At 71.4% G+C, this 6132-nt stretch carries 5 protein-coding genes; 4 read left to right on the plus strand and 1 reads right to left on the minus strand.

All coding sequences use genetic code 11. The features are described 5' to 3' along the window. The first annotated feature begins 26 nt into the window (after positions 1-26). From AB0J71_RS29165 to AB0J71_RS29180, 4 genes are all read left to right on the plus strand, one after another. The gene (locus tag AB0J71_RS29165) at positions 27-1088 is read left to right on the plus strand and encodes a MoxR family ATPase (RefSeq protein ID WP_364416958.1); all 1062 of its coding nucleotides are present in this window, start codon (positions 27-29) and stop codon (positions 1086-1088) included. Beyond that, positions 1085-2860 (plus strand): hypothetical protein, encoded by a 1776-nt coding sequence (locus tag AB0J71_RS29170; RefSeq protein ID WP_364416960.1) that lies wholly within the window; start codon positions 1085-1087, stop codon positions 2858-2860. Before AB0J71_RS29165 ends, AB0J71_RS29170 begins: the two co-directional genes overlap by 4 nt. A gap of 86 nt (positions 2861-2946) precedes the next feature. Continuing rightward, positions 2947-3801 (plus strand): hypothetical protein, encoded by an 855-nt coding sequence (locus tag AB0J71_RS29175; protein WP_364416962.1) that lies wholly within the window; start codon positions 2947-2949, stop codon positions 3799-3801. Positions 3802-3837: 36 nt separating this feature from the next. After that, positions 3838-4557: a DUF6597 domain-containing transcriptional factor gene (locus AB0J71_RS29180; protein WP_364416964.1), complete on the plus strand. Its 720-nt coding sequence runs from the start codon at positions 3838-3840 to the stop codon at positions 4555-4557. Here the strand turns inward: AB0J71_RS29180 and AB0J71_RS29185 are convergent. Then, positions 4534-5559 (minus strand): AI-2E family transporter, encoded by a 1026-nt coding sequence (locus AB0J71_RS29185; protein ID WP_352326083.1) that lies wholly within the window; start codon positions 5557-5559, stop codon positions 4534-4536. The two genes, AB0J71_RS29180 and AB0J71_RS29185, sit on opposite strands and share 24 nt — an antisense overlap. Positions 5560-6132: the final 573 nt, after the last annotated feature.

Below are 6132 nucleotides of genomic sequence, written 5' to 3' on the forward strand. Positions count from 1 at the left end.
ACGCCCGGTTCGTCACCCTTGGAGGCATGCAGGCAACGGTCACCGTCACCCCTGCGCAGCTTCCCGAGGTGCTGCTGCACGTCGCCGTGGTCCGCCCGGTCTTCCTGTGGGGCGCCCCCGGCATCGGCAAGAGCTCGCTGGTACGCGAGTTCGCCGGCTCGCTCGGCCTCGACTGCGTCACCCTGCTCGGCACCCAGCTCGCCCCCGAAGACCTGATCGGCGTGCCCGAGCTGGTCGGCGGGCGCAGCCGGTTCGCGCCGCCGGAGTCCATCGCCCGCGACGAGCCCTACTGCCTGTTCCTCGACGAGCTCAACGCCTCCGCGCCCGAGGTGCAGAAGGCGTTCTACTCGCTGATCCTCGACCGCCGCATCGGCACGTACGAGTTGCCCGCCGGCTCGGTCGTGATCGGCGCCGGCAACCGGGCCACCGACAACGCGCTGGCCCGCCCGATGGCCTCGGCCCTGATCAACCGCCTGGTCCACGTGCACCTGCGCGCCTCGGCCGACGACTGGCTGAAGTGGGCGGCGGCCCACGGCATCCACCCCTGGATCGTCGACTACCTCGTCCAGCGCCCCGACCACCTGTGGAGCCCGCCGCCCAAGACCGAGGAGCCGTTCTCCTCGCCGCGCGCCTGGCACATGCTCTCCGACGTGCTCACCTCCTACGGCGACGACGTCGGCGACGAGACCCTCGCGATGCTCGCCTTCGGCACCCTCACCACCGCCCACGCCTCCGCCTTCCGCGCCTACGTCAGGACCGTCCGGCACGCCTACGACCTCGACGCCGTGCTCAAGGGCGAGGCGCCCTGGCCGCGCCGCCCCGAGGAGCGCGACCTGCTCTACTTCCTGGCCGAGACCTTCCGCGCCCGCCTGATCAAGGAGCTGCCCGCCGACAAGCGCGGTGCCTCCGCCCGCGGCCGCGACCTCGGCTTCCGCGCCAAAACACTGCTCGTCGAGCTGGCCGAGATCTCCCTCGAATGCGCCCAGCTCGTCATCGCCAACGACGCCGACGGCGCGCCCGCGCTGCCCACCTGGTTCCTCGTCGAGATCGGCAGGGACGTGCCCCGGCTCATGGCGGCCCGCTCGTGAGCCGCCGCAAGCCCAAGGCCGACCCCTGGCGGGCCGAGGTCATGAACGGCTGGGCCGCCGTCAAGGGCCACCCGCTGTTCGCCGGCCTGCACGGCACCCTGCTGGAGGCGGCCGACGGCCGGCTGCCGCCCGAGACGTGGGCCGTCGTCAGCGAGGACGGCGACGTCACCTTCCACCCCAAACGCCGCGCCCCCGCCGCGGAGTGGGCATGGGTCTTCGCCCACCTGCTGCTCCACCTGGGCTTCGGCCACGCCGACCCGCGCACCTGCGCCCCCAAGGACGTCGACGGCGACCTGCCCGACCCCGCCTACCACGCCGCCTGCTGCCTGGCGGTCGACCGCTTCCTGCGCACGGTCAAGATCGGACACTGTCCCGCGCCGCTGCCCGCCGAGCTGCCCGAGGAGGACGAGGTCACGCTCTCCGAACGGTGGCGCAGGGCCGGCGTCCCGCCCCCGTTCCAGCCGCTCGGCCCGCCCGACTTCCACATCGGCACCGAGGAGGACGCCGAGCACTTCGACTTCCAGCGCGGCTTCGCGATCGGCGTCGCCTGGTCCGCGACGTCCGCGCTCGACCGGGCCGGCGCGCCGCGCACCCCCGTCGAAGGCCACGTCAAAGGCCCCTGGGACGGCGCTCTTCGCTGGTTCATGTCGTCGTACCCGCTGCTCGGCGCGCTGGCCGCGGGCATGAAGATCGTCGCGGACGCCGAGCTGGCCAGGGCCTGGGACATCTCGATCGCCGCCGTCAGCGCCGAGGCGGCCGAGATCTACGTCAACCCGCTGGCCACGCACACCGAGCACGAGTGGCGTTTCGTGCTCGCCCACGAGATGCTGCACGCAGCCCTGCGGCACGGCGAACGGGCCGGCATGCGCGACCCGTACCTGTGGAACGTCGCCTGCGACTACGTGATCAACGGCTGGCTGGTCGAGATGGGCGTCGGCGAGATGCCCGAAGGGCTGCTGTTCGACCAGTCGCTCGGCGCGATGTCCGCCGAGGCCGTCTACGACCGGATCGCCGGCGACCTGCGACGCCTGCGCAAGCTGGCCACCCTGCGCGGCCGCGGCGTGGGCGACGTGCTCGACCGCCCGGCACGCCAGGCCCGCGGCTACGTCGACCTCGATGACTACTACCGCAACGCCCTGTGTACCGGCCTGGCCTACCACCACTCCAGCGGGCGCGGCCTGCTGCCCGCAGGTCTCGAACAGGAGATCCGCGCGCTCGAACAGCCGCCCCTGCCCTGGGACGCCCAGCTCGCCCGCTGGTTCGACGAGCACTTCCAGCCCGAGGAGTCGCGCCGCTCGTACGCCCGCGCCTCCCGCCGCCAGGCCGCCAGCCCCGGCATCCCGCGCCCCGGCCGGGTACGGCCCGAGGAGGTCGTCCGCAGGAAGACGTTCGGCGTCGTCCTCGACACCTCCGGCTCCATGGACGTCAAGCTGCTCGGCAAGGCACTCGGCGCCATCGCCTCCTACGCCGCCGCCCGCGACGTGCCCCGGGCCAGGGTCGTCTTCTGCGACGCCACCGCCTACGATGCCGGCTACCTGCCGGTCGAGGACATCGCCGGCCGGGTCAGGGTGCGCGGCCGGGGCGGCACGATCCTCCAGCCCGGCGTCAAGCTGCTCGAACGCGCCGACGACTTCCCGCCCGCCGGCCCCATCCTGCTGATCACCGACGGGCAGTGCGACGTGCTGCGCATCCGCCGCGAGCACGCCTTCCTGGTGCCCCAGGGCGCGCCGCTGCCCTTCCGGCCGCGCGGCCCGGTCTTCTTCATGAAGTGACCCGCGGACGCGTCCGATTCCGACAAGACCCGTCCCCGCCCTCGGCGGTAGCGTCGCCGGACACGGCTCTCTCGACGGAAGCGGACATGGACACACTCGACCGAGCGGCACAATTCCTGCGACTCCACGGCAGGCTCATCGACAGGCTGAGGTTCGAGGCCCTGTTCGCGGGCGGCTCCCGCGCCCGCGTGCTCGACGCCCTGCGCTGCTACCAGAACGCCGACGGCGGCTTCGGCAACGCCCTGGAACCCGACCTGCGCGGCGCCGCCAGCCAGCCGCAACCGGTCGAGGTCGCCTTCTGGATCCTCGACGAGCTCGACGCCTTCGACTCGCCGATGGTCGCCGCCGCCTGCGACTACCTGGCGGGCATCACGGCCGCCGGGGGCGGGGTGCCGTTCGTGCTGCCGTCCGTCCGCGACATGCCGCGCGCGCCCTGGTGGCAGGCCCCCGACGACCCGCCCGGCGACCTCAACCCCACCGCCGCGCTCGCCGGACTGCTGCACAAGCACGGCGTCACCCACCCCTGGCTCGGGCCGGCCACCGACTTCTGCTGGTCGCGCATCGCCGGGCTCACGCAGACCACTCCGTACGAGGCCCGCGCCCTGCTCGTGTTCCTCGAACACGTCCCCGACCGGGATCGCGCACTGGCCGAGTTCGCCCGGCTGCGGGAAGCCGTCCTGGCCACGGTCGCCTTCGACCCGCACGCCGAAGGCGCGGTGCACCACCCCCTCGACTTCGCGCCCGCGCCGTCGGCCCTGCCCCTCTTCGACGTCGCCACCCTCGACCTCCACCTGGACGCCCTGGCCGCCGCCCAGTCCCCCGACGGCGGCTGGCACCCGAACTGGAACACCTGGACCCCGCTGACCGCCCACGAATGGGCGGGCCACCTGACCTTGGCGCGCCTGAGCACCCTGCACGCGTACGGCCGCCTGCCCGCCTGAGCCGATTGTGTCGGCCGGGTCGCGTACGTTGGAGGCATGTACGCGGAACGGCACCCGGGCGACGCTCTCTCCGGCCGTGTCGCCTGCGTGTGGCACCAGGTCAGCGAGGGCGAGACCACGCAGCTCGTGGTGCCCGACGCCTGCGTCGACCTCATCTGGGGGCCCGGCGGCCTCTTCGTGGCCGGCCCCGACACCGGCCCGGTGCCCACCCCGATGGCGGCGGGCGACGCCTACGTCGGCATCCGCTTCAAACCCGGCGCGGCGGGCGCCGTCTTCGGCGTCCCGGTCCACGAGCTGCGCGACCGCCGCGTCCCGCTCGCCGCCCTGCCCGCCCCCGCCGTCCCGCCCCCGCTGGCCGACGCGGCCATGGCGCCCGACCCGGCGGCGCGGCTCGCGGCCATGCGCGCCGCCGTCCTGACCCGCCTGCGCGAGACCCCCGCCCCCGACCCGGCCGCGCCCGCCATCGCCGGGGCGCTGCGCATGGGCCGCAGCGTGCGTGACGTCGCCTGGGCCATCGGCCTCAGCGAACGCCAGCTCCACCGCCGCAGCGTCGCCTCCTTCGGCTACTCGCCCAAGACCCTCCAGCGCGTCGTCCGCTTCCAGCACGCGCTCACCCTGGCCCGCGCGGGCGTGCCAGCGGCGGAGGCGGCGGCCCGCGCCGGCTACGCCGACCAGGCCCACCTGTCCCACGACGTGAAACGGCTGAGCGGCGTACCGCTGGGCCGCCTGCTCTCACCCGTCCGGCATCTTGCCTGACACCAGCGCCTGCGCCCACTTCGCGCTCGGGTCGCTGTCGATCAGCACCGCCCGCGCCAGCAGGCTGAGCGGGATCGCCAGGATCGCGCCGAGCGGCCCCAGCATGAACGTCCACACGATCAGCGACAGAAACGTCATCGTGGTCGAGAGCCCCACCGCGTCCCCCAGGAACTTCGGCATGATGAACGACTGCGTGACCACGTTGATGACGATGTAGGCCACGACCACCAGCACCATCGTCTTGACGCCGCCGTGCAGGAGCGCCAGCAGGGCGGGCGGCAGCAGCCCGATGACGAACCCGATGTTCGGGATGTAGTTGGCGATCAACGCCAGCACCCCCCACAACAGCGGCAACGGCACGTCCAGCAACGACAGCACGATGACGTCGAGAACCGCGTCGATCAGCCCGAAGACGGTCGAGACGATGAGATACCGCCGCGTCTTGTGCGCGAACGTCGCCAGCGCCGTCACCAGCTGCGGCCGGTTCCCCTCGCCGGTGGTGAGGATGCGCGCCGTCACCGGCGCGTCGATGCACATCGCCAGCAACAGCACCACGATCAGGAACAGGCTCGACAACACGCCGATCAGGCTCCCGAGCAGGCTCTGCGCCAGCCCCAGCATCCGGCCGGGATCGAACGCCTGCACCGCCTTGGCCAGCACGTCGTTGCCCAGCCCGTGGGTGGCGGCCCAGTGCTGCGAGGCCGCCAGCAGCTCCTCGAACTGCTTGGCGTACGTGGGCAGCAGCGAGGCGAGCTGGGTGACGGAGATCGTCAGGATCCCCACCATGCCGAGCAGCACCAGCACCACGATCAGGAACGGCACCGCCACCTGCACCCATATGGGCGCCCGCCGCGCCGTCAGCCAGCTGCGCACCGGCGCCACGGCGATGACCAGCACGAGCGCCAGGACGACGGGCCCGACGATGGAATTGACCTCGCGCAGCCCGAACAGGGCGATCACCGCGCCGGCGATGCCCACCAGGAGGATGAGTGCTCTCGGCACGGATTGATCTCGCACGGCGGAATACCTACCCACCATGCCTTGCCGGCGTGTGGCGGGCCGCCGATTTGACGGTTCTGGGGACCGTACATAGAGTTCACCAGTCCCACGGGGAAGGCGTTGATCGCCGGACTCACTCGGGGGCCACCTCCAGACACTGCCACTCCGGCGGACGTTCGCGTCCAACGGAAGGTCGATTCGACAAGAGTCGGGCTTGGGAGTAAGTTAGAGGGGTTGTCCCGGAAGCGGGGCGCGACTTAATTCCAGCAGGTCGAGCAAGTCCGGTCAATTTGACAGAGACTTGAACGGCTGAAAGAATTAAGACACAACGAAAGAACGCAAGACGAGATGAACGCCTCCGAGCGGGGATCCGGGAACGGGTTCTGGTGAGGAAGTACGCGTCCGTTTCTTGAGAACTCAACAGTGTGTTAAAAGCCAGTGCATGAAACACATGCATAACCCCGTCAGGTCTTCGGACCAAGACGGATTCCTTTTTGGTTGGGATTCAACCACTTTTCCAAGCATTGTTTGGAGAGTTTGATCCTGGCTCAGGACGAACGCTGGCGGCGTGCTTAA

Source organism: Nonomuraea sp. NPDC049637 (assembly GCF_040675235.1).
Taxonomy (GTDB): domain Bacteria; phylum Actinomycetota; class Actinomycetes; order Streptosporangiales; family Streptosporangiaceae; genus Nonomuraea.